This window comes from uncultured Methanofollis sp. (genome assembly GCF_937919355.1).
In the GTDB taxonomy this organism is placed as follows: Archaea; Halobacteriota; Methanomicrobia; order Methanomicrobiales; family Methanofollaceae; genus Methanofollis.
On record NZ_CALFSA010000140.1, the window covers coordinates 1 to 26,392 of the forward strand.

31 protein-coding genes are annotated in these 26,392 nt (G+C 59.7%); 12 read left to right on the top strand and 19 right to left on the bottom strand.

Annotated elements, in window-relative coordinates:
- Positions 1-90 precede the first annotated feature (90 nt).
- Both Q0520_RS06725 and Q0520_RS06730 read right to left on the bottom strand, forming a co-directional pair.
- On the bottom strand, positions 91-972 hold the full coding sequence (locus tag Q0520_RS06725) for a mechanosensitive ion channel family protein (RefSeq protein WP_298667923.1): 882 nt from the start codon (positions 970-972) through the stop codon (positions 91-93).
- Positions 973-1,680 (bottom strand): DUF432 domain-containing protein, encoded by a 708-nt coding sequence (locus tag Q0520_RS06730; RefSeq protein ID WP_298667925.1) that lies wholly within the window; start codon positions 1,678-1,680, stop codon positions 973-975. It abuts the gene before it with no gap.
- Positions 1,681-1,872: 192 nt separating this feature from the next.
- On the opposite strand from Q0520_RS06730, the gene Q0520_RS06735 reads away from it, so the two are divergent.
- Positions 1,873-1,998 (top strand): hypothetical protein, encoded by a 126-nt coding sequence (locus tag Q0520_RS06735; RefSeq protein ID WP_298667927.1) that lies wholly within the window; start codon positions 1,873-1,875, stop codon positions 1,996-1,998.
- Positions 1,999-2,033: 35 nt separating this feature from the next.
- The gene (locus Q0520_RS06740) at positions 2,034-2,198 is read left to right on the top strand and encodes a hypothetical protein (RefSeq protein ID WP_298667929.1); all 165 of its coding nucleotides are present in this window, start codon (positions 2,034-2,036) and stop codon (positions 2,196-2,198) included.
- Positions 2,199-2,378: 180 nt separating this feature from the next.
- Here Q0520_RS06740 and Q0520_RS06745 read toward each other — a convergent pair whose 3' ends face one another.
- Both Q0520_RS06745 and Q0520_RS06750 read right to left on the bottom strand, forming a co-directional pair.
- On the bottom strand, positions 2,379-3,032 hold the full coding sequence (locus Q0520_RS06745; protein ID WP_298667932.1) for a DUF5343 domain-containing protein: 654 nt from the start codon (positions 3,030-3,032) through the stop codon (positions 2,379-2,381).
- A 314-nt stretch (positions 3,033-3,346) separates the two neighbouring features.
- On the bottom strand, positions 3,347-3,607 hold the full coding sequence (locus Q0520_RS06750) for an RNA-binding protein (RefSeq protein WP_298667935.1): 261 nt from the start codon (positions 3,605-3,607) through the stop codon (positions 3,347-3,349).
- Positions 3,608-3,697: 90 nt separating this feature from the next.
- Between Q0520_RS06750 and Q0520_RS06755 the strand changes: the two genes are divergently transcribed.
- From Q0520_RS06755 to Q0520_RS06765, 3 genes are read left to right on the top strand one after another with little or no spacing between them, the layout of a single operon-like run.
- The gene (locus Q0520_RS06755) at positions 3,698-4,297 is read left to right on the top strand and encodes a 2'-5' RNA ligase family protein (protein ID WP_298667938.1); all 600 of its coding nucleotides are present in this window, start codon (positions 3,698-3,700) and stop codon (positions 4,295-4,297) included.
- 22 nt (positions 4,298-4,319) lie between these two features.
- Positions 4,320-4,562 carry a hypothetical protein gene (locus tag Q0520_RS06760; RefSeq protein ID WP_298667941.1) on the top strand — a complete coding sequence of 81 codons (243 nt, stop codon included), beginning with the start codon at positions 4,320-4,322 and terminating at the stop codon, positions 4,560-4,562.
- 42 nt (positions 4,563-4,604) lie between these two features.
- Positions 4,605-5,789: a cation:proton antiporter gene (locus Q0520_RS06765; protein WP_298667943.1), complete on the top strand. Its 1,185-nt coding sequence runs from the start codon at positions 4,605-4,607 to the stop codon at positions 5,787-5,789.
- Positions 5,790-5,795: 6 nt separating this feature from the next.
- Here the strand turns inward: Q0520_RS06765 and Q0520_RS06770 are convergent, their stop codons facing one another.
- On the bottom strand, positions 5,796-6,968 hold the full coding sequence (locus Q0520_RS06770; protein WP_298667948.1) for a PLP-dependent aminotransferase family protein: 1,173 nt from the start codon (positions 6,966-6,968) through the stop codon (positions 5,796-5,798).
- A gap of 44 nt (positions 6,969-7,012) precedes the next feature.
- Complete coding sequence (locus Q0520_RS06775; protein WP_298667951.1) at positions 7,013-7,261, bottom strand: PspC domain-containing protein; 249 nt, start codon at positions 7,259-7,261, stop codon at positions 7,013-7,015.
- Positions 7,262-7,515: 254 nt separating this feature from the next.
- Between Q0520_RS06775 and Q0520_RS06780 the strand changes: the two genes are divergently transcribed.
- Positions 7,516-7,998, top strand: coding sequence for a DUF2124 family protein (locus Q0520_RS06780; RefSeq protein ID WP_298667954.1), 483 nt, complete (start codon positions 7,516-7,518; stop codon positions 7,996-7,998).
- Here Q0520_RS06780 and Q0520_RS06785 read toward each other — a convergent pair.
- The 6 genes from Q0520_RS06785 to mptA form a co-directional block, all read right to left on the bottom strand.
- Complete coding sequence (locus tag Q0520_RS06785) at positions 7,989-8,189, bottom strand: hypothetical protein (protein WP_298667956.1); 201 nt, start codon at positions 8,187-8,189, stop codon at positions 7,989-7,991. The genes Q0520_RS06780 and Q0520_RS06785 overlap by 10 nt on opposite strands.
- Before the next feature lie 271 nt (positions 8,190-8,460).
- Positions 8,461-9,324 (bottom strand): coenzyme F420 hydrogenase subunit beta, encoded by an 864-nt coding sequence (gene frhB, locus Q0520_RS06790; RefSeq protein WP_298667959.1) that lies wholly within the window; start codon positions 9,322-9,324, stop codon positions 8,461-8,463.
- Between the two features lie 11 nt (positions 9,325-9,335).
- Positions 9,336-10,115, bottom strand: coding sequence for a coenzyme F420 hydrogenase subunit gamma (frhG, locus tag Q0520_RS06795; RefSeq protein WP_298667962.1), 780 nt, complete (start codon positions 10,113-10,115; stop codon positions 9,336-9,338).
- Positions 10,116-10,398: 283 nt separating this feature from the next.
- Positions 10,399-10,920 (bottom strand): coenzyme F420-reducing hydrogenase, FrhD protein, encoded by a 522-nt coding sequence (frhD, locus tag Q0520_RS06800; protein WP_298667965.1) that lies wholly within the window; start codon positions 10,918-10,920, stop codon positions 10,399-10,401.
- Positions 10,921-10,922: 2 nt separating this feature from the next.
- Entirely contained in the window at positions 10,923-12,290 is a 1,368-nt protein-coding gene (frhA, locus tag Q0520_RS06805; protein ID WP_298667968.1) for a coenzyme F420 hydrogenase subunit alpha, read from the bottom strand.
- A 364-nt stretch (positions 12,291-12,654) separates the two neighbouring features.
- A complete protein-coding gene (mptA, locus tag Q0520_RS06810; RefSeq protein ID WP_298667971.1) occupies positions 12,655-13,590 on the bottom strand; it encodes a GTP cyclohydrolase MptA in 936 nt (311 codons plus the stop codon).
- Positions 13,591-13,727: 137 nt separating this feature from the next.
- Here mptA and ilvC point away from each other — a divergent pair, with 137 nt between their 5' ends.
- Both ilvC and Q0520_RS06820 read left to right on the top strand, forming a co-directional pair.
- Positions 13,728-14,720, top strand: coding sequence for a ketol-acid reductoisomerase (ilvC, locus tag Q0520_RS06815; RefSeq protein ID WP_298667974.1), 993 nt, complete (start codon positions 13,728-13,730; stop codon positions 14,718-14,720).
- 424 nt (positions 14,721-15,144) lie between these two features.
- Complete coding sequence (locus tag Q0520_RS06820) at positions 15,145-15,627, top strand: flavodoxin (RefSeq protein WP_298667977.1); 483 nt, start codon at positions 15,145-15,147, stop codon at positions 15,625-15,627.
- On the opposite strand, the gene purL is transcribed toward Q0520_RS06820, so the two are convergent.
- Positions 15,605-17,680 carry a phosphoribosylformylglycinamidine synthase subunit PurL gene (gene purL, locus Q0520_RS06825; protein WP_298667980.1) on the bottom strand — a complete coding sequence of 692 codons (2,076 nt, stop codon included), beginning with the start codon at positions 17,678-17,680 and terminating at the stop codon, positions 15,605-15,607. The genes Q0520_RS06820 and purL overlap by 23 nt on opposite strands.
- A gap of 84 nt (positions 17,681-17,764) precedes the next feature.
- Here purL and Q0520_RS06830 point away from each other — a divergent pair, with 84 nt between their 5' ends.
- Positions 17,765-18,376: a translation initiation factor IF-2 subunit beta gene (locus Q0520_RS06830; RefSeq protein WP_298667982.1), complete on the top strand. Its 612-nt coding sequence runs from the start codon at positions 17,765-17,767 to the stop codon at positions 18,374-18,376.
- Here Q0520_RS06830 and Q0520_RS06835 read toward each other — a convergent pair whose 3' ends face one another.
- Both Q0520_RS06835 and Q0520_RS06840 read right to left on the bottom strand, forming a co-directional pair.
- Positions 18,377-18,994, bottom strand: coding sequence for a class I SAM-dependent methyltransferase (locus Q0520_RS06835; protein ID WP_298667984.1), 618 nt, complete (start codon positions 18,992-18,994; stop codon positions 18,377-18,379). It abuts the gene before it with no gap.
- Positions 18,995-18,996: 2 nt separating this feature from the next.
- Positions 18,997-19,275, bottom strand: coding sequence for a DNA-directed RNA polymerase subunit L (locus Q0520_RS06840; RefSeq protein ID WP_298667987.1), 279 nt, complete (start codon positions 19,273-19,275; stop codon positions 18,997-18,999).
- Positions 19,276-19,384: 109 nt separating this feature from the next.
- Here Q0520_RS06840 and Q0520_RS06845 point away from each other — a divergent pair, with 109 nt between their 5' ends.
- Complete coding sequence (locus tag Q0520_RS06845) at positions 19,385-20,665, top strand: APC family permease (RefSeq protein ID WP_298667990.1); 1,281 nt, start codon at positions 19,385-19,387, stop codon at positions 20,663-20,665.
- A gap of 541 nt (positions 20,666-21,206) precedes the next feature.
- Here Q0520_RS06845 and Q0520_RS06850 read toward each other — a convergent pair.
- Genes Q0520_RS06850 through Q0520_RS06865 form a run of 4 tightly spaced genes read right to left on the bottom strand, consistent with a single transcriptional unit; the run spans position 21,207 to position 25,264 of the window.
- Entirely contained in the window at positions 21,207-21,926 is a 720-nt protein-coding gene (locus Q0520_RS06850; protein WP_298667992.1) for an MBL fold metallo-hydrolase, read from the bottom strand.
- 1 nt (position 21,927) lies between these two features.
- On the bottom strand, positions 21,928-23,217 hold the full coding sequence (locus tag Q0520_RS06855; protein ID WP_298667995.1) for an ATP-binding protein: 1,290 nt from the start codon (positions 23,215-23,217) through the stop codon (positions 21,928-21,930).
- A 44-nt stretch (positions 23,218-23,261) separates the two neighbouring features.
- Positions 23,262-24,137, bottom strand: a complete 876-nt coding sequence (gene map / locus Q0520_RS06860) for a type II methionyl aminopeptidase (protein ID WP_298667998.1) — start codon at positions 24,135-24,137, stop codon at positions 23,262-23,264.
- Complete coding sequence (locus Q0520_RS06865; protein WP_298668001.1) at positions 24,134-25,264, bottom strand: Xaa-Pro peptidase family protein; 1,131 nt, start codon at positions 25,262-25,264, stop codon at positions 24,134-24,136. Before Q0520_RS06865 ends, map begins: the two co-directional genes overlap by 4 nt.
- Before the next feature lie 485 nt (positions 25,265-25,749).
- On the opposite strand from Q0520_RS06865, the gene Q0520_RS06870 reads away from it, so the two are divergent.
- Both Q0520_RS06870 and Q0520_RS06875 read left to right on the top strand, forming a co-directional pair.
- Positions 25,750-26,022, top strand: coding sequence for a hypothetical protein (locus tag Q0520_RS06870; protein WP_298668003.1), 273 nt, complete (start codon positions 25,750-25,752; stop codon positions 26,020-26,022).
- Entirely contained in the window at positions 26,000-26,299 is a 300-nt protein-coding gene (locus tag Q0520_RS06875; protein WP_298668005.1) for a hypothetical protein, read from the top strand. The genes Q0520_RS06870 and Q0520_RS06875 overlap by 23 nt, the downstream gene beginning before the upstream one ends.
- Positions 26,300-26,392: the final 93 nt, after the last annotated feature.

Sequence of the window (26,392 nt, forward strand, 5' to 3'; positions counted from 1 at the left end):
CAAGGTGTTCCTCTGCGTCGTGCCTTTTATCGAGGTCCTGCGCCGAAAGTGCCAGGACCATCTCTGTAATCTTGTCTGCCATCATGCACCTCAGGTATGCTCGTCAGGGCCGGCCTTTTGCGCCCGGTCCTCGCCCGGTCTCAGAGTGACCCGTTCCTTCAGTTCGTTCTGGAACCAGATCACCTGCTGCGGGAAGGGCATCTCGATACCGTTCTTCGAGAGTTCCACCTTGATCTTCCAGAGGAGATCGGTCCTGACGTCCCACCAGACAGTGGCCGGGGCCCAGATGCGCACCATGATGTTCACCGAACTGTCGGCGAACTCGTCGACATAGATCGAGGGCGACGGGTCTTTCAGGGCAAAGGGGTGGCTCCAGACGACCTCCCTGATGATCCGGATCGCCTCGTTCGCGTCGTCGTCGTACGTGATCCCGATGACATACTCGAACCGCCGGGCTTCGTGGGCCACATAATTTGTGATCTCGGAGGTGAAGACATTTTCATTCGGTATCCTGACAAAGACGCCGTCATAGGTCTTCACGATCGTCGAGAAGATGTTGATGTCTGTGACGGTCCCCCCCACGCTCCCGATATTGACGCTGTCCCCGATGGTGATCGGCCGCTCGAAGAGGAGGAAGAGACCTGATATAAGGTTCCCGAGCACGCTCTTGCTGGCGATACCGATAACGATCGAAGCGAACCCGCCGGCCACGAGGAGAGCGCCAAGTTCGACATTGAAGAAGGGGACGATGATCAGGATGGTGATGATGAGAACCGCATAATTGATCACCTTGATGAAGAGGTCGAGCTGACTCAGTTTGACCTTGTCGGTAAGAGTCTTCCTGATGTAGATGGTCAGGATCTTCGAAACTGTCGCCGCAAGGAGAATGACAAAGACGATGTAGAGTAACTCGCCCCATTTGAGAGAGGGAAAGAACGAGATCTGATCGTCAAGGCCGAAGTCGAACACCACTTACAGCCCCCGGTCCATCAGGAAACGCTGGCGCTCGACCCCGGCAAGCCCCCGCGCCGTGAAGAGTTCGACCGCTTTCTTCTGGCCATCGCGCGAGGCCCGGTCATAAAAACTGGTCTCCGCCACCATCGTGCTGAGGACCCGCATCCACGCCTGCGAGGAGACGAGGTCGCCGTAGTAGATCTTCATCGCCGAACCGTCCAGGACGACCTTCGAGATATCGACCCACTCCCGCGTTGTATTGGCGATCTCAAGGGAGAGGAGGCCTTCTTTCAGGGGGTCGAGGTCGGCAGCAGGGGACGAACGTGCCGTAGCCGGCCACCACCGCGCGATCACTCCTTTCTCAGACGAGCCGTACAATGTGTATTTCTGATTGTTCCAGGAGAAGATGTCCAGGAGTTCGAGGTTCCCGCGGCCGGCGACAAAAACACCGATCTCGATGGGGAATGTAAGGTAGATCATCTGCTCCGCGCCGGGTTCGATCGCGAGGGGGTCGAATTCGACAAGGAGGGTCTGGCAGATCTCCTTGGGGAGGTTGAGGGGTTCGACCGGGTTGATGATCAACCGCCCGCCCGAGGAGAGGAGAGTCCGCGTCTTCGTCTGCCCGTTCAGGGTGCGGCGGTAGAGGTACTTCCCGTCCTGTGGCTCAATCGAGAGATCAAGACCGTCCTTCTGGTAACTAAAGGAGAGGTCGTAGGTACCGTACACACCAGAATATCTCGGGCATGCGGTATTAAGAGTATCTAAGAGGGACAGGCCCGGTCCCTCTATATAGCGGCGGGGAGATCCCGGCGCGGTGGCAGACTCCCCTGACCGGGCCGGGGACCGTCCTCCGCCGGTTCGGGAGCACTCCGGTCGCCATCCTCATCGTCGGTGAGACGGTGCCGTTACGATCCCGGGATGAAAGTGCCTGCAGACCTCCGCGTCACCGCGGCGACAGGTATCCAGGTCGACGAAGCGCCGCTCACCGGGGAGTCTGTGCCGGGGGGCAAGGTCCTGCAGGTCTGCCCCTTGTCCTCCTCCTAGTTCAGATCCTCTGGGTGAACCTGGTAACAGACAGCATGAACACCCTTGTCCTCGGCGTCGAACCTGCGGAGAAAGGGCTCATGCACCATCCTCCGGCAGACCCTGGCACCGAGATCCTCTCCCCCGCGCCATGGCAGCAGACTGAATCCTCCTTGTCATCACCGGCTTCCCCCTCCTCATTGCAGGCGGTCTGGAAATAGGCGGTGTCAAGACGAAAAAAACAGGGGTGAGAATATTGGATGAAAATATTATTTGTTATACGATTGCTCCAAAAGTTACAGATTTTTAGAATATTCAATACTGGAAAAGGAAGTATAAATCCTGCGCTCAAACTTTTAATTTTTCATAAATAAGTATCGATATAAAAAAAATATATGAATCTAAGAAAAAAGATGTTTTTTCATTGCAGCAAAAAAATTATCATAAACTGAACTATCAGTCGTTTCGGAAACAGTGAGTTGAATGTTTATATTCAAAGAAACATCACCGCCAACATCGTTTTTCGAGATTGCTTCTGGTATGACTGGAGAATTTGTCGTTTCATCATTATTTAGAGTGGGATCGCTACCGGAAGCAGAATCATCATTTGAGATAGAATCATTTTCCCTTGGATTAAACGAAACATCAAAGTCTGCCATCTCGCAAAGCGTTTTAAATGTTGAAACAATTACCTCGATTGTCCGCTTCCCACCATTGCTCTTCGTGCTTATGACATTTCCTAATTCTTCAGCATTTCGAGCAAAAGCATCGGGATAGATATTAAATAATTCCGGATATCCACAAATGATTCCCTGAGCTAATATCTGTCTATAATCCTTGCCTCGATACTGGTTCCATAATTCTGTAGGTCTCCCAGAAGCATCAACAAAATTAATTGCCTTTAATATTTTTACCATCCTTCTATCATTACTAGATTTAAAGCCCAATGATACAAGCCAGTCAAGTGTGACCTTTTGTGGAACAGCAACCTCACGAATTTTGGGAAACAATTGCTTTAAACTGCCAGTGTTATATGTGTATGCAAATTCAGGCATATTTTGTATACTATCATAATGTATCATATATGTTTTGGTTTAATCGAAATCTGCACTATAAATATACAGCCATATAGATTGATGATTCAGATCAAGAGAAGTCCTGCTTAGGATAATACAACCATTAAAATGAGATAGGAAATAGTTCGCCTATTGGAGTAGACATTAAAAGCGAAGAAACCACGCTTTAGTCTCTCCCACTCCTTCCATCGAAAAGGAGAACATCAGAAAAACGACAATAATACCTTTTTTCCGGGGGATGAAACCCCGGAAAGAAGAAACCGGGGATTCTTCCCCGGCAAGGAGTATTGTTCTTAGAATCTGTGGGAATCGGTACGGGGCTCGCGCGGCCTCGCCTCATCCATCCGCAGGGTCCGTCCCATGAACTGGGTGCCGTTCAGTGCGGTCATTGCCTTCTCGGCTTCCTCGGGAGAGGAGAACTCGACGAAACCAAAGCCCTTGCGCGGGATGATCCTGACAGAGGTGGGTTCACCGTATTCTGAGAAGAGTTCGGCGAGCTGTTCTTCGGTCGTCTCGTAGTTGAGATTCCCGACATAGAGAGTGTTGCTTTCCATGGATAACTCCTGTGATTATCTATATGCGGGGGGGGGTTATCTTTCTGCCGACGGGGACAGGCATATCTCCACCCCGACCAACCCATCTTCATGCACAGGGCGCACACTCTCGCTGTCGACATTGCAGTCGTTCTCCCGCCCGTTATCAGGGAGGAGGCCGAACGGATCAACCGATTACTTGTCAGTCATTCAGGCGATATGACCATCTCTTTCGGACCCGGCGCCATACCCCACATCACCCTCGCAATGGCCGCAGTCCCGGAGACAGACCTCGCCGGGATCTCCCTGGAGGGCCTCAGGCCCCACCTCCCCCTCGAGATCACCATAACAGGTCTCTCAACGGTGACGACAGGGTCGGGGCGGAGGGTGGCGGGCTTCGACCTCTCCCCGGACAGACCTCTCCTCGCCCTCCACCGCGCTGCGGCCGGGACCCTCGCACCAGTCGCCGTCGACGAAGTACCCGCCCTCCTCCTCCGAGAGGGGGAGGGGGACGAACCCACCATGGCCGCATATGCCCGCACATTCCTGCGCACGCCCTACTCTCCCCATATCACCCTCGGCGCAGGCGAGGCCTCGGAGAGGGACACCACTCTCTCCCTGCCATACCGTTTTACCGCACAGGGTGCCATGCTCTGCCGGGTCGGCACCGGCGGCGCCTGCCGGCAGGTGCTCAGGGAAATCTCCATATAATGTCAGGGCGTGCGAGAGGAGTATGGCAGGTTCATGGAGAGAGGCGAAGAAGGCCGCAGAGCACGAGGGCCTGGAGCATGTCTACCACGACTTCGACGCCGGCACCTACGGGGCGTGCCGGGCGGACGAGCGGCAGGGGACATTCGCCCGCGGCGTCTTCAGAGAACACCGGTGCATCCACATGCCCGCGTCCTTCACGGCAGAGGAGATGGAAGAGAAAGAAAGGAAATTCCTGGCAGAGAACCCCGGCTGGAGGGAGGGGTGAACTGCCGTCGGAGTTAAAAACACCAGCGACAAGATCGATCCCATGTCCACCGAGATCGCATCGACCATCGAGTTCCAGATGAGCCTCCTCCTCTTCGTCGCCCTGGCCGGTTACCTGGTGGCGTCCAGGATCAACCAGTCTGCGGTGATCGGGGAGATCCTGGTCGGGCTCGTCGTGGGGCCGAGCGTCCTCGGCCTGATCACGTACACCGACTTTGTGCGGAGTCTCGCCGCCCTCGGCGCCGTCATACTCCTCTTCGTCATCGGCCTGGAGTTCAAGATCAAGGACATCCTGGACCCCCGCTACCTCGTGATCGGGCTCTGCGGAGTCATCATACCATGGATAGGCGGGTACTGGATCACGGCCGCACTTGGCTACGGCTTCGAGAGCGCCGTCTTTGTCGGCACGGCGATGACGGCGACGAGCATCGCGATCACTGCCAATGTCCTGCGTGAGATGGGGAAACTCGACACCGACGTGGCACGGGCGATCATCGGCACGGCGGTCATCGACGACGTCCTCTCCCTGATGGCCCTCTCCATAACAGTCGACGTTGTCTCCGGGACTTTCACCCCGGCCTCTGTCGTAATGGTCGTCCTGAAGGACCTCGCCTTCATCGTCGTCGCAGGATATGCCGGGATAAAAGTTGTCGCCCCTCTCCTCGAGTGGATCGACCGGACGCCCTTCTCCCGGAAGTACCCCGAGTTCCTCTTCATCACGGCGATGATGTTCGCCTTCCTCTACGCTCTTGGAGCAGAGGCCGTCGGGATATCGGCGATCATCGGAGCATTCATCGCCGGCGTCTCCTTCCACGGGGTCACCATCGTCAACTCCCGCGACCTGAAGGAAGGGGCCGAGTACCTCCATGTCATCTTCGCCTCGATCTTCTTCGTCTCTCTCGGCATCCTCGCCGACTTCTCGGCCCTCACGCCGGACATCATGGTCTTCCTCATCGCTCTCACGGTGATTGCGGTGATCACCAAGGTCGTCGGTTGCGGTATCCCCGCCGCCCTCATGGGGGTAGGGAGGCAGGAAAGCCTGATCCTCGGTTTCGGCATGGCGCCCCGCGGCGAGGTGGCGATGATCGTCGCCCTCATCGGCCTCAACATGGCCCTCATCGACCAGGGGATCTATCTTGCAATCGTGCTGATGAGCCTCCTGACGACGGTGGTGACGCCGATCGTCTACCGGAACTGGCTGTACAAAGGAGCAGGGGAAAGTGCCTGATCCCCTTTATGCCCGGAGGGCCCGTGCCAGTCGGTGCATCCCCTCGGTGATCCCGTCCTCGTCGGCGTTCGAAAAGTTGAGGCGGACCGTGTTCTCCCCGCCGCCGTCCACATAAAAGGGAAGGCCGGGCAGGACGGCAACCCGCTCGGCAAGGGCACGCTCGAAGAGGGCCATCGAGGAGAGGCCGGGAGGGAGGGTCACCCAGAGGAACATCCCGCCGTCGGGTTCGGTGCGAGTGACGCCATCAGGGAAGAGGTCGTCTATCAGGGAGGCCATCAGCGTGCAGTGCCGGTCGTACACCCGGCAGATCTCACGGACATGCGCGTCGATATCAGTGTCCTGAAGGTATCGCGCCAGAACCCGCTGGGCAAAAGTGCTGGAATGGAGGTCTGACGCCTGCTTCGCGACGACGAGGCGGTCGAGGGTCTCGGGTTTCGCACAGATCCAGCCCATACGCAGTCCCGGTGCCACAATCTTCGAGAAAGACCCGGTCAGGACCGTCGAATCGGGGAGGTACTTCTTCACCGGAGACAGAGACCGGCCCGAAAACCGCAGTTCTCCATAGGCATCGTCCTCGACAAAGACCGTGTCCGTCCCATCAAGAAGAGACGCCACGCATTCCCTTTTCTCCCGCGACCAGGTGATCCCGGAGGGGTTCTGCGAGTTCGGGACACCGTAGAAAAGCCTGACATCCCGCTCTTCGAGCGTCCTCTCCAGGGCCGAGAGGGCAGGCCCGTCCTCTTCGAGAGGGACCGGACAAAAACAGGGTTCGTACAGGGAAAATGCCTGGATCGCACCAAGATAACCGGGGCGCTCGATCGCAACGACGTCACCCGCGTCGAGAAAGACTTTACCGATAAGGTCGAGGGCCTGCTGGGAGCCGCTGGTGATGAGGACCTCGTCGGGCCCGACGTCAAGACCGAGCCTCTGCCTGTACCGATCGGCGATGAATTCCCTGAGAGGCAGATAGCCCTCGGTCGTGGCGTACTGAAGAGCGGCAACTCCCCCGGACTCAAAAACCGATCGAGCCGCCTCTGCAATATCTTTCACCGAGATCAGGGCAGGGTTCGGGAGACCTCCTGCAAAAGAGATGATCTCAGGGCTTTCGGTGACTTTCAGGATCTCCCTGATGAAGGACCGGGGAGTCTTCCCCATTCTGGTGGCATACCGGCATGTCATCACGGGACCATACAGGTCGCCTCAGAAATAATTTGTGGGAAGGATCAGGCCTTCTTCTCTTCTTTCACCGTGAACTCCGCGTCGAGGACGCCTTCTTCTTCTTCTTCTTCGGGGATGATGATCATGGCGAGGATATAGACAAGGACACCGGGTATGACGTAGCTGAAGAAGGAGATGACCGCCCAGGCAAGGCGCACGACCACGGGGTCGACGCCGATATACCGGCCTATCCCGCTACAGACACCGGCAATCAGGCGGTCATTCTTAGGACGGACAAGTTTCTTCTCTGCCATCGATCATAGGTAGACTTTTTTCGGGATAGACCTTGCGGACAAAAAATGGGAAGAATTATCTACCCGCGACAGGATCATGAGAATATGGATACGCGTACTCTCGACCGTGCATTGTTTGCCTTCGGTGCAACCATGCTGATAGTCCTTGTCATCTTCACAGTCGGCATGCTCGGCGGGACTTTTTCTGCGTAAAAGAATGCATGGGCCGGGCGTTGTACCGTCACAGAGATATAGAACCGGACCTACCGAGAGATATGGAAAAAATCGAGACTCTCTCAGGTGTCCCGGGCATGCTCAGGCCCTTCAAGCAGTACCTTGCCAGTGCCGGCCTCCCAGAAGGCGCCCGGGTCATGTATTGCGGCGTTCCGGGGACCTGCACACCATTCATCGAACTGCTCGCCTTCGCCGTCCGCGACCTCCCCTTCGAGAATGTCTTCGTGCCGTACCTCGATGAGGGGAAGGCAGGAGAGATCCATGCCGTCCCCGGCATGGGCATGCAGATAGGCGGTTCGCCGGCAGTCCACGACCCTGCGGTCATCGTCATGATGGGCGGCCTTGCGATGCCGAACACCACGGTGGAGGTACAGGACGCGGCGGCACTCCTTGCACGATACCCGCAGGCTAAAAAGGTCGGCGTCTGCTTCATGAACATGTTCGAGAAAGCGGGCTGGCTCGACCAGATCGCCTTCGACCTCCTCATCGACGCCACCCTTGACCCGGTCACCATCTACCGGTAGACTTCCACGACCCGCGGCATTCCCTGCAGGGCCCTGACCACTTCCTCCACGATTTTTTCGACCTGCCACTCCGTCATCAGGACGTCACCGAGGAAGAGTTCGATCTCGCCCCGCCTCACAAGTGAGAGCGTCGCAACCCCTTCGAAAAAAGGCAACTGCGCAAGCTCCTCAAAGGTGATCTTTGTTTTCATGGTCCCCCCACTCACCATACCGGCATCCTTGATATAAAGATTTCCCGGACGGCCCGGAGGCAAAAGTGCTGTAGGATTCCTGTTCTGGCATGCCTCCGCCGGGGGACTGCCTTGAAAGTCTTCGACCGTCCTGACCCTCCCTTCAGTCGAGTGGGAGAGTCATCCGGCGCAGACACTCCAGAAAAGGACCTTCACAGATCAGGAGTACCCGGAAAACGGAAGAGTGCAGGACTGCAGTCTTCCGGCCCGAGAGAAACGTGCAAAAATGTATTTAGAGGTAAGGGTTACGCAGGCCCTTACCGACACCGAAGGACGCACGGGCGTCGAGCGTCTTCTGGTTCTTCGTGATCTTGTCGGTGGCGAGTTTGGTCACGAGTTCCAGACCGGGCTTGACGGTGGTGATGTCCTTGGTCTCGAAGCATCCGGCGGTGATAGCCTTGTTCCAGATATCTTCGCCGTTCTTTGTCCGGACAAAGACCGTGCTCCAGCCGTCCGGGGTGCCGACCGATCCGGTCGAGACATCGGCGAGGTTGGAGACGTAGTCCAGGCAGACGTGGCAGCCGGGCTGCTCGTACTTGTGGGTGACCTTCAGCGGGATCTGGGAGACCGCACCGCGCTCGGTGTAGGCCCAGAACTTGCCCTTGCCGATGTCCATCTTGACGACGGACTCGAGTTTCTGGTTGCAGTGGTCCTCGACGATCGCCTCGATCGACTGGTACGGGAAGTTCTCCATGCAGAAGATCCCGATGGCGAGTGCGATCTTGTCAGGCACGTCGCGCATGCCCACCGGGTAGAGCTGGGCCTTCCTGACGGCCTGCATCTGGCACGGGGTGCCGACGATGCCGACCTTGTCAAGGCCGTAGCTCCGGGTCGCCTCCTTGAGGAGGGAGATGTTCGGGGAAAGGTTGTACTTCGTGCCGCGTGCCGCAAGAAGCTCCGCCTTCGTGGTCGCAACCATCGGTTCGGGCTTCCATGGCTCGTCGGACGGCCCCGCTACGATGGCACCGTCGATGATACCCTCTTCGAGTGCATACGCGAAGAGCTGGGTGACGATACCGCCGTCCTGGGCTCCCTTCAGGATTTCCTTATCGGTGCTGCGTGCAGCAACACAGGTCTTGTAGTTACCGAGTACCATTTTTCTTCACCTCACTGCATGACCTCTTTGATGAGTTCGTTGATACCCTCGAACTCGTTCATCACATCGAAGTTGAAGAAGCTCCTCGGGCACTGGGCATAGCAGGCGCCGCACTTGATGCACAGGTCGCGCTCGATCTGCGGCTTCCCGTATTCCATGGTGACCGCACGGACCGGGCAGGCGGCGGCACAGGAGCCGCAGCCCATGCACAGGCCCTGGTTGACGACGTTGATCATAAGATCGCAGCCGCAGGCCTCGCTGCTGAACTCAGCGTTCGAGCCGCGCTTTGCAAGGGCCATGAGTGGCTTGAGGTACGCGCCGGCAAGCTCCTTCTGCTCGTCGGTACCCTTCAGGAGCAGGTACGCCATGATACAGACGTTCCTGATCTGCTGCGGGGTCGGCGCACAGCCGGGGATATAGACATCTACGTCGATCAGGTCTCCGATCGGGACGTAAGACTCCATCTGCGGCTGGTTCCACTGGCCGCCACGGCAGAACCGGGTGATGTTCCCGTATGCCGCACAGCCGCCAAGGGCGACGACGATCTTCGCCTTCTCCCTGGCTTCCTTGATCTCTTCAACAGAGCACTTGTCCTGAAGGCAGACAGAACCCTCGACGAGGGCGACGTCCATCTCCGGGATATGCCTGACATCCACAAGGGTCAGTGCATAGACGAGGTCAGCATAGTTGTCCAGAATCTTGAAGAGTCCTTCGTAGTTGTCTGCAAAGGACACAAGGCATCCGGTACAGCCGCTCATGTGCACATGCCCCACGGTAATCTTCTCTACCACAGGCTTTTCCTCCTTAATTATCTCAGACGATTTTTCCACTTTGATCTCAGAAGGCTTCGCTACAGGTCTGGGTGTTGGTTTTATGACCTCTTTCAAGGTCTCAACCGCTTTGGCGGGCTCTCCGGCAGCAGGTTTCTGCCGGGCCTCTTTCACGGGTGCAGGCCGCGGCGCCGGAGTTGGCACGGGCTTTTTCACCCATTTTACTGTCCCCTTATCTTCGGATGGCTGCGCCTCTGGCTGAACCTTCGCCGTTACCGGTTCGGGTTTCGCCTTCAGGGCCTCCTCAGGCTTGGGTGGCTCCTTCCTTCCAAAGATGATCCCTTTCAGCTTCGCTAGTAGCCCCATAATCCACCCCAATTTCTGCGAGTACGTGACGTACTACCTTGGGTATGGCCTTCTGAACCTCTTCGGTGAGCCCGATTTCCATCTCGGGCGATGATACCCGCTTCGGCTGGACGCCGAAGATCGTGATCTCGACTTTATCCTTCAGCCTCTGGAGCGGCTCGGTCAGGTCCCAGGAATGGGCGTCCCGGTAGCTCCCGGGCGGCAGGTCTTCAAGAGCCAGCTTCGCAAGCGTGCCCGGTTCCGCACCGAAGTCCGCAATATCGACGATGATAATCTTTTTCGTGACCTCGGGGTCGATCAGCGTAAAAATAAAGTGCGGGGCCCCGAGCCCTGCGTCGATGGCCTTGACATTGTCGGGAAGTTGCATGCGGTTCAGCTCCTCGATCACCTCGGGCCCGAGGCCGTCGTCGGCGAAGAGGGGGTTACCGCATCCCACAATCACGATTTCCGGGTATAACATGATCACTCGAGGAGTTTCTGGGCCACTATCTTCTTGTTCTCGTCCACGACCAGCATGTGGGTGGCGCAGGAGACGCACGGGTCATAGGCCCGGACGATGACTTCTGCGAGTTCCCACGGAGCGCCGGTCAGGGCGCGGCTGCAGGTCGGGAAGTTCCAGGTGGTCGGGACAAGCATGGAGAACCAGCGGACCTTGCCGTCCTTGACCTTTGCAAGGTGGACGTCGCAGCCACGCGGGGCTTCGTTGGCAGCCCAGCCAAGGCTTCCGTCGCCACCGGGGATCTCGTCGGCAAGGACCTTGCCGGAGGTGTTGAGGGCGTCGACGGCCTCGAGAATGCCGTAGCAGGTCCCTTCGTATTCCATCTCACGGGCAATGTTCAGGCCCATGGCACCCTTCTCGTCGTAGTTCTTGAACGTAACGAGACGGGCACGCGGACCGACTTCGACAGGCTGACCGTCGTACAGGGGCACGCCGGTGCAGGCCTGCATCTGCGGCCAGGCCTTACCGCCTGCCGGGGTGGTGCCGCCGACGGGATAGTCCTTGTCTTCGAGGGTGATCTCTTCCTCGCCCATGTACCAGTCCCAGGGCCGGACTTCGGTCCAGCGCTCGGGGAACCAGGTCGGGTTGTCGTCAAGGCTGCTGCTGCCGTAGATCGGAGCGGCGGCCATGTAGCCCTGGTTGTGGTAGCCGAGGTCCTTCGGGATCGGGATCTGGCGGCCGGCAACCTCTGCCCAGTCACGCTTCTGGTAGTTGCGGAAGACGGAAACCATGAACTCTTCCTGGGCGTGGGCAAGCATGCGGCCTTCCTTTGCAAGGTCGTAGATCTTCTGCTTTGCCCGCGGGGAGATGTTCTTGTACATACCGCCGACACGCGGGTTCGACGGGTGGATGGCTTCGCCGCCGACGATCTCGCCGATGGTCTGGCCGATCTCACGGAGCCTCTGGATCCGGAGAGCGACAGACCGAACCGGTTCCTCGGGCGTGAACGGGTTGATCTTCGTGTCTGTGCCAGGCAGGTACATGTCCGGCAGGACAAGGATGTCATGCAGGGCGATGCTGTGCAGCCTGTTTGCGCACTGAAGAATGTACCGCAGAAGCATTGCGTCCTCCGGGATGTAACACCGGATGGATGCTTCCATGGCTTCAGTCGCTGCAAGGGTGTGGGCGATCGGACAGATACCGCACACACGGGAGGCAATCTTGGGCACCTGCTCCATCGTCTTGCCGATGGCGAGCTTCTCGACACCCCTCACCGGGGTGATGGAAAGCCAGTCACCACGCTCGACGATACCCTCGTCATTTACCTTCAGGACGAGTTTTGAGTGTCCCTCGTGCCTCGTGGTTGGGGAAATCTCTACAACTTTCGACAAATATATCGCCTCATTCTGGTTTGAGTGTTCAAACAGCGATACCGTGCTTCGAACCTGTGCAATAGGTGTGACACGTACCACAGAAGTACGTCAGAAGCAATTACTTCGCCGCTTTAAATATATCTTTCGATTCGGCATCGATCAATCATGGGAAATTAACTCCTTGATGGAGTAATTCAGGATAAAACGGCGAGATCAATTCCAGAACAGGGACTACACCCGGACAATGGAACGAACACGGGGTTTCTTGAACAGACCTGCTGCATGAAGAGGCCTGGATTTCAGAATAGAGATCCTCACGCGAGAGGTGTGGTCACGGGACGCCGGAAAGAATACATTAAAAAAAAGGGGGTTTTGGGGGTTTTTAGTCTCCGTTCAGTTCTGCGATCAACTCGGCAAGCGTCGCCTTCCGCTCCGCGTAGGCGTCGTGCTGGTGGATGCTCTCCTCATTCGTCTGACGAAGGAGAACCATCGAGTCGCCGGGCAGGGTGCCGAAGTTTTTGACGACGGACCGTGCCATCTCCCTGACGCAGTCCTCGACAAAGCGGGGGTGGCGGTGGGCTTGCATCACGACATAGTTCTCGTCGCCACGCTTGAGGAGCTCGTAGATCGAAGCGCTCATCGATTCCTTGAGGACCTTGATGATCGTCTCAAGAGAGACGTGCTGGTCGTCGTCGGTTTCGATGCAGAGGAAGCCGCGGCCCCGCTGGTTATGGGTGGCCATGGGGACCTCCTCAAAGAAGGCGTCGATCTTCTCCTGCTCGATGCCCAGGTTCTCCATCACGTGGATCGCATGGTCCTTCATGATGTCCTGGGCACAGGGGCAGGCGGTCATGCCGGTGACTTCAGCGCCGATGCTCTTCCTGATGATGGGGTGGTGACCGTTCCGCCGGGCGACAGCACGGGCGTGAACCTTCACGACCTCGTGACAGCTCGTCTTCGAGACCGGAGTCTCGCGGCGGACCATGAACTCGCTGCGCATCAGGACCTCGGTCCTTTCGGCATATTCATGGTGGTCGAGGAGTTTGCGTGCGACTACGCTGCAGAGTTCCTCGATCTCGGACACTTTTCCATCAATGGCCTCCTGGAGTACCTCGTCTATTACCTCGAAGTTCCTGGAGAGGTTGGCCCCCTTCAGGCTTCCGGGGAGATCGACAAAAACGTCGAAGTTCGAGATAAAGATCACAGGGCGTTTGCCCGGACGGGAGACTTCAACCAGTTTTTTAACGTTTTTTACGCCGACCCTCGTCAGGTTGATACGGACATCTGGAGTGGTCGACTGTACGTCTGGCAGTTCCATTCTCGTAAACCTCAATTGGAAACTGATCTACGAATCGTGGCGCAGGGGAAAGATATCGACGAGCGCCATGGTGTAGTGGGGAAAGGTACTTCCTATAATTATTTATGAACTTCGTTATCACTAAGAGGCGGTAGAGTATGGTTGAGAAATATTTTGATGCCGATGCCGATATGGGAGTGCTGGCAGGGAAGAAGATTGCCGTCATCGGATACGGGTCGCAGGGACGCGGGCAGGCCCTTAACCTGAAGGACTCCGGCCTCGACGTGATCATCGGGGTGAGGCCGGGGAAAAGCTGGGAAATGGCAATCAAGGACGGCTTCGAGGTTTTCCAGGTCGCTGACGCGGCGCGGGAAGCAGAGATCGTCCAGGTCCTCCTCCCCGACGAGGACCAGGCGGCGGTCTACCGGAGCGCAGTGAGACAGGGCCTCACAGGAGGGAAGACCCTGATGTTCTCCCACGGGTTCAACATCCACTACGGCCAGATCGTCCCGCCGCCGGACGTGAATGTCGTGATGGTCGCGCCGAAAGGGCCCGGGCATATGGTGAGGAGGATGTACGAGGAGGGGAAGGGTGTCCCGGCGCTCATCGCCGTCGAGCAGGACGCAACAGGTGATGCGAAGGCGATCGCCCTGGCGTACGCAAAGGGCATCGGGGCGACGCGGGCCGCGGTCTTTGAGACGACGTTCAGGGAGGAGACGGAGACCGACCTCTTCGGCGAGCAGGCGGTGCTCTGCGGCGGGTGCACGTCCCTCATCAAGGCCGGGTTCGAGACCCTGGTCGCCAACGGCTACGCCCCGGAGATGGCCTACCTCGAGGTGCTCCATGAGCTGAAACTGATCGTCGACCTCATCTACGAGGGCGGGTTCTCGGGGATGCGGGACTCGATCTCGAACACCGCAAAGTACGGCGACCTCACGCGGGGGCCGCGGGTCATCGGCCCTGAGACCTATGAGGCGATGCAGGAGATCCTGGACGAGATCCAGGACGGCCGCTTTGCAAAGGAGTGGATCCTGGAGAACATGACAGGCAGGCCGGTCTTCACCGCCCTCACCCGTGCCGACGAGGAGCACGAGATCGAGTGTGTGGGGAAAGAGATCAGGGCGCTGATGCCGCAGTTCCAGAAAAAATAATTTCAGGATCTGGGAAAATCCGGTTCTACCGCCTGTGCCGGGGGACTACGCCCCCGGCCTCGAAGACTTCGTCTCAGTGCACATCAAAGATGTGCCTGAACGAGAAAATCTTCGATTTCCTGTGCACGGAAAATCACAGATTTTCCTTCACTGGGAATCTTCGATTCCCTGTGTTCTCAAGCTCGCTTCGCTCGCACCCCGCTCAGGATTGGAGGTGGGTCGCAGACCTCTTCAGAGTGCTGGGTTATCCTTCCCGGAGATCAGGAAGAGTGATCGATCCAGTTAAGAGAGGGGTTCTCCAGAGCCAAATGAGCAGGAGTCCCGGGATGATCATCAGGAATTTTGGGACAGCCCGCCCCTACAAAGGCATTCGCTCATTTTATCCGCCGCAACGAAGATATCCCATCCCCCCGATCAGTCCCCCATGAAGGTCTGTATCGTCTACTATTCTGCCACCGGGAACACGAAGATGGTCGCCGAAGCGGCCGCAGAGGCGACAGGCGCCGATCTCGTCGAGGTGAAGGACCGTGCGGGGTACTCGAAGGTGATGATGTACCTCAAAGGAGCGCCGAAGGCAAGAAGGGGGGAGAAGGCCGAGATCGAACCTGCCGTCATCGACGTCGCGGCCTATGATGTCGTCGCCATAGGGACGCCGGTCTGGGCCTTCAGGCCGACGCCGGCCGCAAACGCCATTGTTGCCGCGCTCGAAAACTGCGAGGGGAAAAAGGGGATCGCATTTGCAACAAGCGGCGGGGCGCCGGGCGAAGCACTCCAGAACCTCGCACGGCAGATCGAAGAGCGGGGGATGACAGTCACCGGGACTTTCCACATCAGCGATACGGAGATCAAAAAAGGGGAGAGGTTGGACGGGCTTGCCCGCCTGATCAGTACTGCATCTGGCGCGTGATCGAAGAGAGGGCGGAGGTGATCTCCCCACGGCTGAGGGCAAAACTCTTCGCCCCGGCGGAGAACCGCAGGCCCTCCCCGCCGACGGTGCCGATGACGTGATACGGCAGGCCGGCAAGGGCGGACTCGTCCCTGAAGGCGACAAGGAAGCGGCCCGAGGTCTCGGAGAAGAGGGCGGTCAGGGGGTCGCCCGCAAGGTTCACCTCTGCGTCAGGGCAGAGTTTCGCAAGGGCCGCGAGGAGGCCACCCTTCGAGAGGTCGGTGGCGCCGGTGATCATGTCGGCCGCCACGAGATCCCGGACCGCCGGGACGAGGGCGGGGTCTGCCATCGGCGTGACGGCACCGCCGCATCCGGTCACGGCGTCGAGGACAGAGCCGCCGAAGTGCGGGCCCGTCGTCCCGACAAGGGCGATCCTGTCGCCTGCCGCAGGCTGCATCCAGCGGCGGACAGGGCCCTTGCCGATCATGCCGATGGAGGGGGTCGGTTTGATCTCTGTCCCGTATTCGTCCGACTCGTTGTACAGGGAGACGTTCCCGCCGACGACCGGGATATCCATCTTCCGGGCCATGTCACCGAGGCCGAGGACCGCCTGCTCCATCTCCCAGAAGACCTCCGGGTGGAGGGGGCTTGCGAAGTTGAGGCAGTTGACGATGCAGAGGGGTTCGGCACCTACGCAGGCGAGGTTCGCCGCGTTCTCGTAGACGGCGTTTGCCGCACCGGCGTACGGGGCGAGGGCGATCTGCCGCGGGTTGCAGCCGCAGGAGAGGGCGAGGGCGGCGTCTTCCAGCCGGATCACGGCGGCGTCGTGGGAGAGGGAGACCGAGCGCACCTGCACGTCATGGTCGTACTGCCCCGTGATCCACGCCTTCGAGGCGACGTCGGGGTGGCCGAGGACCGCAAGGGCGAGGCCCTTCAGGTCGCCCGACGGAGCGGTGTACGGGGCGGACGGCGTCTTCGACGGCGCCTTCGGGAGGGCGCAGCCCGGCGTCCCGCCGACAAGGAGGTCGACCGGGAGGTCGCAGACGGTTTTCCCTTCAAACTCGACGATGTACCGCGGCTCCGCGATCACCTCGCCGATCTCACTCCAGGAGAGGTCGTACTTCTCGGCGATCGCACCCATCAGGGCGACGTCACCCGGGGCGACCTCGATGAGCATCCTCTCCTGTGACTCGGCGAGCATGATCTCGACAGGGTTCATGCCGGTCTCCCGCAGGTGGACGCGGTCGGCATGGATGCGGGCGCCGAAGGAACTCGCCATCTCGGACGAGGCCCCGGCAAGTCCGGCGGCGCCGAGGTCGCGGCAGGAGAGGACTTTCCCCGTCTCCGCCATCTCGCAGGTCGCTTCGATGAGGAGTTTCTCGGTGTAGGGGTCGCCGACCTGGACGCTCGGCCTGTCTTCAGCCTCTGCACCTTCGGAGAGGTCGCGGGAGGCGAAAGAAGCGCCGCCAAGCCCGTCGCGGCCGGTTGATGATCCGAAGAGGACGAGGCGGTTGCCCGGCGCCTTCACCCGTGCGGTGGTGAATCGATCAGGCGGGACGACGCCGACGCAGACGACGTTCACGAGGGGGTTGCCCTGATATGAGGGGTCGAAGACGGTCTCGCCCCGCACCACGGGCACGCCGATGCAGTTCCCGTAGTCGCCGATGCCGGCGACGATGTGCTCGAAGAGGTACCGTGTCTTCTCCTCGGAGAGGGCGCCGAAGTACAGGGGGTCCATCAGGGCGATGGGCCTGGCACCCATCGAGATGATGTCGCGCACGATCCCGCCGACGCCGGTGGCAGCGCCGTCGTAGGGGTCCACATAACTCGGGTGGTTGTGGCTCTCCATGCCGACGGCAAGGGCGCAGGTATCGGAGAAGCGGACGATGGCGGCGTCGTCACCAGGGCCGAGGATGACATTTTTTCCCTCTGTCGGGAGGGTCTTTAACAGCCCCTTGGTCGAGCGGTACGAACAGTGCTCGCTCCAGAGGTTCTCGAAACAGGCGGCCTCCACATCGGTGAGGTCCCTGCCCAGTTTTGCGGTGATAAACGCGAGGTCATCGGCAGACAGCATGTACTCACAGGTGGGTTTCGGGGCCTATATATCCATCTCAGGGGTGCTATCCCTTTTAACCGATCCCGGCCATAGTATAACACCATGGCAGATCCCTATGAAGAGTTGCTGAAGAAAGCCTATGCCAATATCACCGAAATCGGCCCGAGTGCCGAGCGGTTCCATATTCCCGAGGCGAAGGTCTATATCGAGGGCAAGACCACCGTCATCGAGAACTTCGGCGATATCGCCGGATATATCAGGAGAGAACCCGACCACCTGATGAAATATCTCGTCGGCGAACTCGGTACGGCAGGGAAGATCGAGGGCGGCCGCGCCATCTTCAACGGGAAGTTCGAAGAGACGGCGATCGTCTCCGCGATCAAGAACTATGTCGAGGACTACGTGATCTGCTCCGAGTGCGGGAGGCCAGACACGAGACTCGTCAAGGACGGCCGTATCCTCATCCTGAGGTGCGACGCCTGCGGCGGCCACAGGCCGGTGCGGAAGCGGAAGGTACGGGCAGAGGAGCCGGGCAGTCGCCTCGAAGAGGGCTCGATCATCGACGTCAGGATCGAGTCGATCTCCCGGCGTGGCGATGGCGTGGCACGGATCGGGAAATATATCATGTATGTCTCGAATGCCCGCCCCGGTCAGACTGTCAAGATCAAGATCACCAGAATATCGGGATCGATCATCTTCACCGAGCGGGTCTGATCAGGGTTTCCTGATCTCGACCCAGAACCCGGCTTCATCCTCTTTTATCCTGGCAGAAAAAAGCCCGGCACGGGCGAGATCAGACAGGAGGGCGGCGGGGTCGGCACGGCCGCTCCGCCTGCCGACGTCCCGGTCCCAGTCTGGGTTGACCTCCCGCATTTTCTGGAAGATCTCCTCTTTCAGCGCTTTTGTCCCGAAACTCCCGCCGAGGTAGGCGACGCCGCCCGGTGCAAGGGCGCGGTATGTCTCTGCAAAGGCCCGGACACGGTCTTCCCAGAAAAAGATCGAGCCGCGGGAGACGAAGAGGTCGACGGTGCCGTCCCTGAAGGGGAGGGTGTGGACATCGCCGAGGAGAGGAAAGACCCTGTCTTCAAGGCCGGCGTCCCTGATGTGTCCCCCGGCAAAGCCGAGCATCTCGGCGGAGAGGTCGAGGGCAAGGACGTCCATCCCGGATGTACGGGCAAGAGCGATTGCAAGGAGGCCGGGCCCTGTGCCGAGGTCGACGCAGAGTCCGTCCCTCTTTCCCGACCAGAGAAGAAGCCTCTCCGCGATCACCGGGTAGAGAGGAGAAAAGATGCGGGTTGCGATCCGGTCGAAGCCGGTCGCGTCCCTTTTCATGTTTATGCGGCTGTCTGCGCCCGGGTCTGGGCGAGGATCTCGTCGCACTGAGCGGTCAGGCGGGCGCAGGCCTCCAGGATCACAGTGACGGAATCCTTTCCGCCGTGGGTCGTGACGAGGAGTTCGGGGTCGGAGAACTGGTACTTTATTTCATATCGTGCCACGTCGACGGAGAGGTCGGTGAGGATCTCCTCGACGAGGGCGTTCATGAAGGTGTGACCCTCTCCCTTCAGGACCATCCGCACCTTGTCCTCTTCACGCTCAAGGATCTTGACATCCATATATGTGTAAGTGGTGGGCAGGAGAGTATATAGATATGGGTACGGGAGAAGGTGCCAGATCCTCCGGTTGACATAGGGGTTTTTATGCCGGAAGGGGGGAGAACGGGACATGGAAAGAGGCGGCCGGCTGAAGAGGGCGCTGGGTCTCCCTGAAGTCACCCTCTCAGGGATCGGGATCATCCTGGGCGCCGGCATCTATGCCCTGATGGGCGAGGCGGCCGGTCTTGCCGGGAATGCTGTCTGGGTCGCCTTCGGGATCTCGGCGGTGATGGCGGCCTGCACCGGACTCTCTTATGCTGAACTCTCCTCGATGTTCCCGCGGGCGTCGGCCGAGTACATATACGCTGGCCGGGCTTTCGGGAGGACTGCGGCTTTCCTTGTCGGTTGGCTTATCCTGGCTTCGGGCGTCCTCTCGGCGGCGACGGTCGCCCTCGGTTTCGGCGGCTATGTCGCCGGTCTCACGGGCATACAGGCGGTCCCGGCCGCCCTGATCCTCATTGCAGGGCTTGCGGCGATCGGGGTGTACGGGATCAGGGAGACGGCCCTCTTTGCGATCGCAATGACTCTCATCGAGGCGGGGGGTATTGTCTTTGTGATCGTCATCGGTCTCCCGTACCTCGGTTCTGTGGACTACTTCGCGATGCCGAAGGGCCTATCAGGGGTGTTCGAGGCCTCGGCCCTGGTCTTTTTTGCGTACATGGGTTTCGAGGAGATGGTGAAGCTTGCCGAGGAGACGAGGGAACCGGAGAAGACGATCCCGCGTGCCCTCATCCTCGCCCTCGCCACGGCGGTGGTGCTGTACATGCTCGTGACGGTGAGTGCAGTCTCTGTCCTGGGATGGGAGGGGCTTGCGGCCACGCCCGCACCTTTTGCCGCCATTGCAGAGGCGGCCCTCGGCGGGAGCGCCGCACTCATTATCTCCCTCGTGGCCCTCTGCGCAACGGCGAACACCTCCCTCCTGCTCATCGTGTCCACGTCGCGGCTCGCATGGGGGATGGCCGGCGACGGCGCCCTCCCGGCACCCCTTGCACGGGTGCACCCGGCCTTCAGGACGCCGTGGGTGGCGGTCGTGGCCGCCGCCGCCATCGCTGCGGCATTCACCCTGCCGGGCAGGATCACGTATGTGGCCAATGCCACGAACTTCGCTCTCTTCCTTACCTTCGCCCTCGTCAACGCCACGGTGGTCTTCCTCCGCTTCAGGGAACCCGACACACCCCGCCCCTTCAGGGTCCCTCTCGACGTGCTGGAAGTGCCCCTTATGCCCGTCCTCGGCATCATCTTCTCCTTCTTCCTCCTCCTCCAGATCGAGGCAGGGGTCGTCCTCCTCGGCATTGGCATCCTCCTCCTGGGGTGGGGGGTGTCGAGGGTGTACAGGGGAGGGGGGGAATAATGATCGAGAGGAGAGGGGATCTCCTAGGCGGCAAATGTTGGCCGTAGGTTTTCGAGGAGACCCGGCTAGATTATGGGGAAGGCGGTTGATCGGCGCCCTTCTCCGGGGGACTACCTCGAAGACTTCGTCTTTTCGACTCCCTTCGGTCGTTCCCCCGGACTCCCGCTCAGGATTGGGAGGGGGAGGGCAATTTTCCTCCTCGGAGTATCCTGTTCTTTCTTCCCCCGCTCAATCGCAATGGCAGGTCCGGGGGCAACGAGAAGACGGAAAATCGAAGATTTTCCTGTGCGTGCACATCTTCGATGTGCCACGGACCGGAGGTCTTCGAGGACCGAATGAAGTGAGGTCAAGAAGGTTGAAGACCTTCGAGGAGCCCCCGGTGGCCTGTACGGGGAAGGCAGTAGGTCGACGCACTTCCCAGGAGGGAGATTGCCATCACCTTCTATCCGAGATGGGAACGACTGAAGGGAAAGGAGAAATCCATCAGTTTTCAAGGTCTCCCTCGATCGAAAAAAGAAAAAATCCCGAACCCCTCTCCCGCTCACAACTCAAAGGTCTCGCCGTCCACCGCAAAGTGGGGGGTGCCCCAGGGGATGAGGTGGGAGGCGTGGGTGCAGCGGAAGGTCTTCGGCCTGAGTTCTGCGGCCATCTTCAGGGCGTCGGCATAGTTCATGTGCTTCGTGATGGTGTAGCCCGGCGGGACGATGGCGTCGAGGACCAGGAGGTCGGCGCCCGCGAGGGCTTCCCGCGTCGCCGCGGGGATGCGGTCGCTCGTGTCGGCGGTGAGGGCGAGCACCGCGCCGTCGTGCTCGATACGCACGCCATAGGTCGGCATCGGCGGGTGGTCCACGGGGAGGAGGGTGACCATAGCGCCGAAGAGGTCGAAGGGGCGGTACGGCTCGACGGCGTGCCCTTCCAGGGAGAGGAAGGAGAAGACTGAGCCTGCATAGTCGAGGGTCGGTGCGGCGGCATAGACGGGCGGGACCTTCTGCACGCGGTAGAACTCACCGTAGCCCATGAAGTGGTCGTAGTGGCCGTGGGTCCAGATCACGGCGTCGATGTGCGGCGAACCTGCGGCGAGGAGCTGGGCCCTGAGGTCGGGGCCGGTGTCCACCAGGATGTGCTTCTCCCCGACCTCCACGAGGACGGCCGCCCTCAGGCGCTGCCGACCGGTACGGCGGGCTTCGGTGCAGACCGGGCACGAACACCCGATCTTCGGCGTCCCGATGGCGTCCCCGGTCCCGAGCAGCGTGACCTTCATCCTATCCCCAGGAACAGTTCCTGATCAGGTTGCGGTTCTCCACCGTCAGGAGGCCGCATTCTATGTCGGTCCGGGAGATCGTCCGCCGCCCGTCCATGAGGGCGTTCAGGACCGCTTCCTTCAGCATCATCTTCAGGTCGGCGCCTGAAAAGCCCTCTGTCCGCGCTGCCATAGCGGGGAGGTCGCAGTCGCAGTCCAGGGACCGGGAGATGGTCGTCAGGATCGCCGCTCGCATCGCCTCGTCGGGGAGGGAGAACTCGACGACCTCGTCGAAACGCCGCCAAGCAGCCTGGTCAAGGAGTTGCGGGTGGTTCGTTGCCCCGATCAGGACGACACCGTTTTTGACAAGGCTGATCTTGTCGATGTTCTTCAGGAGCATGTTGACGGCACGCTTCATTGCGCCATGGTCGTCGGAGACCCGGCTCTTCGCAACGAAGTCGAACTCGTCGATGAAGAGGATGCAGGGTGAGAGGGCCTTTGCAAGTTCGAAGATGCGGTCGATATTCTTCGAGGTCTCGCCGAGGTACTGGGAGGTGACCATGGAGAGGCGGACCTCGAGCACGGGCATGTGGAGTTCATGGCAGATGGCAAGGGCGAGGGAGGTCTTGCCGGTGCCGGGTGGACCGACGAAGAGGAGTTTGCCGACCTCCGAGATATTGTGCTCCCTGAGGAAGTCGCGGTTCTCGATCGCTGTCCCGATCCGTGCTATCACCTCCTTCTGCGCTTCGGTGCAGACGATGCTGTCCATCTGCTGTTCGATCTCGTCGGGGGCGCTGACGACGACAAGTTCGAGTGCTTCGTTGAAATGTTCGTCTTTTTCGGCCAGTTTCGCGACCCTTCGGTCAAGGGAGAGGCGGGAATCGGAGAACCTGGGGTTGTTCGCCCGCACCTCCTCGTACTTCACGTTGAGGGAGTCGAAACCCCCGATATAGAAGGCGAGGGTCGGGTTCTTCGCCACCAGGTCCTTTCCGCCATGGCTGGCGAACCACTCTGCACCGGCCTTCAGGTCGGTGACATGATACTGGAGGTTGAGGGTGTCGAATTCGACGAAGGGGTTCTTGAGAAGTTTTTTGATCGCCTCGTCCGTCGTCCCCGGCGCCCTCTTGAGGAGGGCTTCGGTGACGACGAGAGGGCGCTTGATCTCGGCCGCTTCCGGGCTGGGGAGGAAGAGGAACCGGCACTGTGGAGGGAGGTCGTCCATGTCCAGCCGGGTGTTCTTGGTATACACCTCAGCCGTCAGGAGATACTCCATCAGCCGGAGGACATCGTCTCTGCTCTCTGCGCACGACATGGATGTAACATTTCCTATGGTGAATGTGCTCCGATAATACTATCTCACCTGGTCGTCACGATGCAGCCGTCTGCCGTGACGATGAGGGTGTGCTCTGCCTGCGAAACGAAGGAACCCGGGACGTCGTGGAGGACGGGGTAGCCGTAGACCCCCCCGCCCCGTACGAGGGTGGAAAGGGCGATCTCGAGTTTGTCCTGCGGGAGCCAGCGGCGGGAAAAGGGCATGCCGCGGCGGCCGCGGATCTGCTCAAGGATGCGCTTTGCTGCGGGGAGGCGGGCCGGTTTTACGGCAAGTTGCTGGTAGATCTCGATCCGGGAGTGGTCGCCGACACGGCCGCTGCCAGTGGTGGCGAAGGGCTCGATCGCGATGGCCATCCCTTCTTCGAGGACGGCACCACCGGCGACGCCAACATTCGGGATCGTCGGGTCGGTGTGGATGGAGTACGGCGCAAGGCCGTGGCCGGTGAGGTTAGAAACGGGCTGGAAGCCCCGTTCTTCGATCTCGGCCTGGATAACGGCGCCGATCTCGCCGGTGGTGACGCCGGGGTGGACCAGAGTGATCGCCCGGTCAAGGGCGGCACGCGACGCCGCGACCAGATCTTCGTGGCCGCCGAGGTTCACTGAGAGGGCGGTGTCTGCGATCATTCCCTCGACGGCGACGCCGAGGTCGAGTTTGACCAGGTCGCCCCCGGCAAAGACCCGCTCGTCACCGGGCGAGGCAGTGTCGTGGGCGGCGTCCTCGTTCCGGGAGAGGTTGAGGGGGAAGGCAATCTCGGCGCCCGTGTCCAGGATCTTTCCTTCAACGGTCTCGACGACGTCGAGGATGGAGGCACCGACCTTCACCATGCCCGCCCCTTCGTTCAGTATCTTCTTTGCAATTTTCCCTGCTTCCAGGTAGAGTTCCATTTCTTCGTCTGTCATACGATCAGGTCCGATGGATAGTTTGTGAAGCGATCAAAACCCCCTGCTGTGACGGCGCCCATGTCCTCAATGCGTATGCCGCCGACGCCCGGGTAATAGAGGCCGGGCTCGACGGTGACGACATTGCCGGCTTCGAGGGGACCCCCAGAGGGGGAGAGGGAGGGGTCTTCGTGGATCTCGAGCCCGACACCGTGGCCGAGCGAGTGGACGAAGCCCTTCGTGTTGCTCTCATAACCCTGTTCCTTGAAGAATTCGACGACGGCGTTGTGGACTGCGGCGCCCCGCACACCTGCCGCAATGAGGGAGACGCCGAGTTCCCGGGCCGTATGGACGGCCTCATACATGTCCCTGATCTCGGGGGAGGGTTCGCCCTTCACGACCGTCCGGGTCATGTCGGCATAGTAGCCGGTGGCGTCGTGCCGCGGGAAAAGGTCAATGACGACGGGTTCGTCTTCGAGGAGGGGGCCGTCACCCTGCCTGTGGGGCATGGCCGTCTCCTTTCCGCAGGAGACGATCGTCTCCTTCGCGGTGTAGCCCCGCTCCATCAGGAAGAGGTGCATCGCTGTCCTGACCCGCCCCGAGGTGAGGGGGGCGCCATCGAGGTGAAGGACGCCGTTCTGCGCGGTCGAGCGGCGGATCATCGAGATGCCGAGGTCCATTGCCGCCTCGGTCGCCCTCTGCGCCGCCCTGATGGCAGTGAGTTCCTTTGAAGTCTTGACGGCCCGCATCGCCCTGACGGCACCGGTGCCATCGGCCTCGATGCCGGCATACTCCTCCAGCAGGCGACCGAGCCAGTACGGGAAGGCGCGGGGGACGAGGACCTTCCCGCCGGCGAGGGAGGCGGCGGTGCGCGCCAGCGCCTTCCAGGCGTCCTTCTCCTCGTCGAGATATGCCAGGAAACCTGCACTGGCACGGGTGATGGGTGCGGCCGACGACTCAGTCGCCGCACGCTCATATTCCATCTGGGGGACGACCAGGAGTCCCTGCTCACCTTTCCGCTTCACGTACAGGAGGGGGTCGGAGACCTGGAAACGGGTTAGGTAGCGGAAATCAGCGTCGTCCGAGGAGGCATAGAGGACGTAGGCCGCACAGTCCGCCGCAGCAAGAGCAGTGTCAAGGCTTTCCATACAATCATCCTGGTCCGGGCCGTTGGCCCGGCAGTACTGTGTACCTATGGATGGATGATTACAAGAAATTACGCTTTGTCGCACATCAAAAAGGCATGAATGGTGAATTTTCAGTCCCTTCCTTCGGGGGACATGAATTATTATTCTTTTTCCACGACATAGTCCTGGAGGACATCCTCAACACCGGCACGGATCAATTGTACGCAGGTCATCACCCTTGAACTCGGTACGCAGAGCGGAGAGACAATGAACAACAGCAAAAAGACCTGCAGTCCCTCTCACGCAGGGGACCATGCGGCTGACAGAAAAAACAAAAAGACTGAGGGATTCGATGGCACCCTATCGAATTTTATTCTCCACGCTCTCGGGAACCGCCATGAAAGATCGGGCACCTCCCGAAAACGCTCCTCCTGATATCGAGTGAACCAGATTCATCCTGACGACCGCATGAAAACTACTTCAACAAGCACGCACAAGTACGATCGATGGAGGACGCCGACAAGCAGGTCTTCAAATGGAAGTTCTGGAAACTGACGATAGTCCTGAATATCATTATAATACTCATTGCTCTCGCCGTGGGCCTCTTCTTCAAACTGCCCCAGCCGGCCGGTCCGGTGGTCGCAGCGGTGCTCATCCTCATCGACCTCCCCCTCATCTGGTATTTCAGGAAGGACTATTACCGGACAAAGGCCTGGCTCGATGTGCATGCCGGTCCCTCCAGAAAGGAGGAGAAAGGTGCTCAAAAAACTGAAGAGTGAGATCGAACTCCTCGGCCGCCACCTTGAGGTCCTGCGGGTCGTCGCCGCAAACCAGCCCATCGGGATCATGAAGCTGGCCGAGGTGCTCGACCTGCCCTATCACAGGGTGCGGTATTCTCTCCGTGTCCTGGAGGGGATGGGGTATATCAGGGCCTCGCCTGCGGGGGCGACGGTTACCGAGCGCGCCCGCGAGGATCTCACCGGTCTCGACAGTGAGATCGACGGCATGATCGCCCTCCTGGAGGGGATGCGGAACAACCCCTCCAGTAAGATTTAATACGATGGTCAAGAAAGATTGTAAGGCACAATAGTGTATTGCCGCCATAACTCAGTTGGTAGAGTGGCTGGCTGTTAACCAGCATGTCACAGG